Origin of the sequence: Streptomyces sp. JW3 (genome assembly GCF_052216785.1) — a bacterium.
Taxonomy (GTDB): domain Bacteria; phylum Actinomycetota; class Actinomycetes; order Streptomycetales; family Streptomycetaceae; genus Streptomyces.
On record NZ_JBQOUX010000207.1, the window covers coordinates 1 to 4,053 of the forward strand.

The window sequence follows — 4,053 nt, forward strand, 5'->3', positions numbered from 1 at the left end:
GAACGCCAGAAGCAGGACCCGGCGGTCGGCGGCGGACGCCTGATCACCGACATCCTGTACAGCGCCAACGGCACCATTGCCCAGACCAACAACGCGTACTACGACACCGGCGCCCCCTCCACGGTCCTGTTCGAACTGGCCTCGGACTACCAGGTCCCCAACGCCACCCTGTACGCGTACGACGGTCTGGGCCGCACCCTCACCGAGACGCCGTACCTGCACGGCAAGGAGGACGAGAAGAAGGCCACCAGCTACGAGTACGGCGCCGACTACTCCACGGTCATCAACCCCGAGGGCGCCACCGCCCAGCGCACCTGGTCCGACGCCCTGGGCCGCACGGTCCGCGTCGACACCTACACGGACGCGCTGCGCGCCGCACACCGCTCGACGAGGTACACCTACGACGAGCGCGGTGACCAGGTCGCGGCGGAGGACTCCGAGGGCAACACCTGGAGCTGGACGTACGACGCCCGCGGCCGTCAGACCCAGGCGGTCGACCCGGACACCGGCACCACGACCACCGAGTACGACATCCTGGACCGCCCCTCGCTGGTCACGGACGAGAACGCCACCGTCGCCACGGTCTACGACAAGCTGTCCCGCCCCGTCGAGCAGCACGACGGCTCCGCCACCGGCACCCTCCTCACCAAGACGGTCTACGACACCCTCATCGGCGGCGCCGGCCTGCCCACCTCGCAGACCCGCTACACCGACGGCCTCGCCTACACCACCGCGGTCACCGGCTACACCGCCGACTACCAGCCGACCGGCCAGCAGATCAGCATCCCCGAGTCGGTCGCCATGGTCTACGGCCTGGAGCCGACGTACCGCTACAGCTTCGAATACTCGGACACGGGCGTCCTGGAAGCGACCAACCTCCCCGCCGTGGGCACCCTGCCCGCCGAGAAATTGGTCGTCCGCTACAACGAGGACGGCCTGCCGGTCTCCACCTCCGGCACCGACTGGTACACCGCCGACACCTCGTACTCCCCGTACGGCCAGGTCCTGCGCACGGTCAGCGGCGAGAACCCGAACCGGGTCTGGACCACCAACCTCTTCGACGAGGCGACGGGCGAACTGACCCAGGCCATCGTGGACCGCGAGTCGACCAGCGACACCACGGGCGTCACCGGCCACCGGGTCAATGCCCGCAGCTACACCTACGACCCGGCCGGCAACGTCACCTCCATCGGTGACCGCGCGAACGAGGTCACCGACCTCCAGTGCTTCGACTACGACGCGCTGGGCCAGCTCACCGAGGCATGGACCGCACCGTCCGCGTGCCAGGCCACCGGCAAGGAGACGGCCGCCCCGAGCTACTCGGACGGCACGACCAACGTCACCGACGCGAGCAGCGGTTACTGGCAGAGCTACGAGTACGACGCGCTCGGCAACCGCACGAAGCTGGTCGAGCACGACCCCGGCCTGGACACCACCGCCGACGCCACCACCTCGTACACCTACGGCAAGGCGGACGGCACCCAGCCGCACACCCTGACCGGCACGTCCTCGACCTACAAGGCGGTCTCCGGCGCCCAGGTCACCGAGGCGACGACCCTGACGTACGACGACGCGGGCAACACGGCCACCCGCACGTACAACGGCTCGGAACAGGCGCTGGCCTGGACCTGGGACGGCCAGGTCGAGAAGATCACCGGTTTCGGCGAGAACGGCGCGGGCGCGTGGCAGGGCCTGGCCGACAAGTGCCTGGACCTGTCCAGCGCGCTGACGACGGCCGGTACCCCCCTCCAGCTCTACTCCTGCAACGGCAGCAAGGCCCAGAAGTTCCGCATCGACTCAGCCTCTACGGCCGACCCGTCGACCGGCGCCCTGAAGATCCTCGGCAAGTGCGCGGTCCCGAAGGACGGCGCCACCGCGGCCGGCACCGCGGTCGTCATCGCCGACTGCACCGGTGTGACGGCCCAGCAGTGGACGGCGACCACCACCGGCACCCTGAAGCACGTCGCGTCGGGCAAGTGCCTGGACGTCCCGTCCTCCAACTCGGCCGACGGCACCGACCTGCAACTCAACACCTGCGGTACAGGAGCGGGCCAGCAGTGGCTGCCGGACAAGGAGACGAAGTACGTCTACGGCGGTGACGGCTCCCGGCTGATGGCGATCTCCGGCACCGAACGCACCCTGTACCTGGGCGAGGCGACGATCTCCGTCAACGCGGCCGGCGCCCCCGCCTACACCGAGCGCTACTACTCCCAGGCGGGCGCCCCCACGGTGATGCGCTACGCGCAGGGCACCAGCGCCTCGAACCTGTCCGTCCAGATCACCGACCAGAACGGCACCGCGTACGCCAACGTGGAGCTGGGCTCGGGCAACAAGGTGAGGTTCTCCAAGACCGACCCGTTCGGCGCCGAACGCACCGAGTCCACCACCTGGCGCTCCCATCAGAGCTACGTCGGCGGCGGCGACGACGCGAGCAGCGGCCTGGTCCACCTGGGCGCCCGCGAGTACGACCCGGCCACGGGCCGTTTCCTGTCCGCCGACCCGGTCCTGGACCTGGCCGACCCGGTGCAGATGAACGGGTACGTCTACTGCGAGAACAACCCGGTCACCTTCGCCGACCCCACCGGCCTGGCGTCGGAAGGCGGCACCAGCGAGTACGGCGGCCCCTCGGCCTCCTCCGAGGCGTGGGCGAAGAACCAGCTGAACACCTCCCTGGCAGACGTCATCCTCTCCGTCGGCTGGGCCGCGCTGAAGGACTTCATCGGCTGGAACGACGTGGTGGGCTGCTTCTCCCGGGGTGACCTGTGGGCCTGCGGCAGCCTGTTCATCCAGGCCATCCCCTGGGCCAAACTCGGCAAGATCCCCTCGGTCATCAAGGCGGCCTCGCGAATCGCGGGCGCGATCAACGCGTGGATGAAGGCCAAGGAGAAGGCCCGCAAGATCATAGAGATGGCCAAGAAGGCCCGCGAACTGGCCCGCAAGGCGAAGGAGGCCAAGCGCAAGGCGGCCGAACGGGCGGCCCAGCTGCGCAAGAAGGCCAAGGAAGCGGCCACTCGCAAGGCGAAGGCAGCCGCCCGGAAGACGGGCAACGCCGTCCAGAAGACACAGAAGGCGGCGGCGAAGAAGGCGGAGCCGAAGCCCCGGCAGACCCGGGCCAAGGACGAGTCGTCGGGGAAGACCCAGGAGTCGTCGGAATCTTCCGGGGAATCCTCCGGGGAGGGCGAGAGCTGCGAGACGCCCAACAGCTTCGTGCCGGGCACCCTCGTCCTGATGGCCGACAGCACTAGCAAGCCCATCGAGGACATCGAAAACGGCGACAAGGTCCTGGCCACCGACCCGGAAACCGGCGAGACGGCCGTGGAGACGGTCACCGCCGAGATACTGGGCAAGGGCGTCAAGCACCTGGTCAAGGTCGAGATCACCACCCCCGACGGCACCACCGCCGAGGTAACGGCCACCGACGCCCACCCCTTCTGGGTCCCCGAACTGGGCGAGTGGATCGACGCCACCGACCTGAAGCCCGACCAGTGGCTGCGCACCAGCGCCGGCACATACGTCCAGATCACCGCGATCCAACGCTGGACAGCCCAACGGGCGACGGTCCACAACCTGACCGTCAGCGACCTGCACAGGTACTATGTGCTCGCTGGCACCACGCCTGTTCTCGTTCATAACACCAACTCCCCGATTGGTTGCGGTGTGAATGGTGAGCCGATTTACGACATCCCGGCTGGTTCGAGTGGTGGCGCTGGGGCCGGGAAGAGGATTCCTCCTAGCCTCCTCAAGGATTACGATGTCGGGAAGAATGCGGCTCCTGGGACGATCGCTCCGCTGTGTTCGTATTGCCGCACAAATCCGGCCACGGCAATTGACCACGTTGAGCCTAGGATTGGCGGCGGCGACCTAACCGATGCAAACACCACGCCAGCTTGTACATTCTGTAATAGCTCGAAGCGGGATCGATTGGCGCCAATGAATCCCCCGCCCAATTACACCGGCTCCTGGCCGCCGCCATGGTGGCCTTCGAGGATGACACCGCCCTAGGGACGAGTAGGTGAGAGGCGGCCCGCGACGGCTGATAGGAAGATCAGCCGT

At 67.9% G+C, this 4,053-nt stretch carries 1 protein-coding gene; it reads left to right on the forward strand.

Annotated features, from left to right (window positions below; genetic code table 11):
- Window positions 1-4,002: ricin-type beta-trefoil lectin domain protein (locus tag ACTT8P_RS37940; RefSeq protein WP_442836347.1), on the forward strand; the 4,002-nt coding region annotated here is incomplete at its 5' end.
- Between the last annotated feature and the right edge of the window lie 51 nt (window positions 4,003-4,053).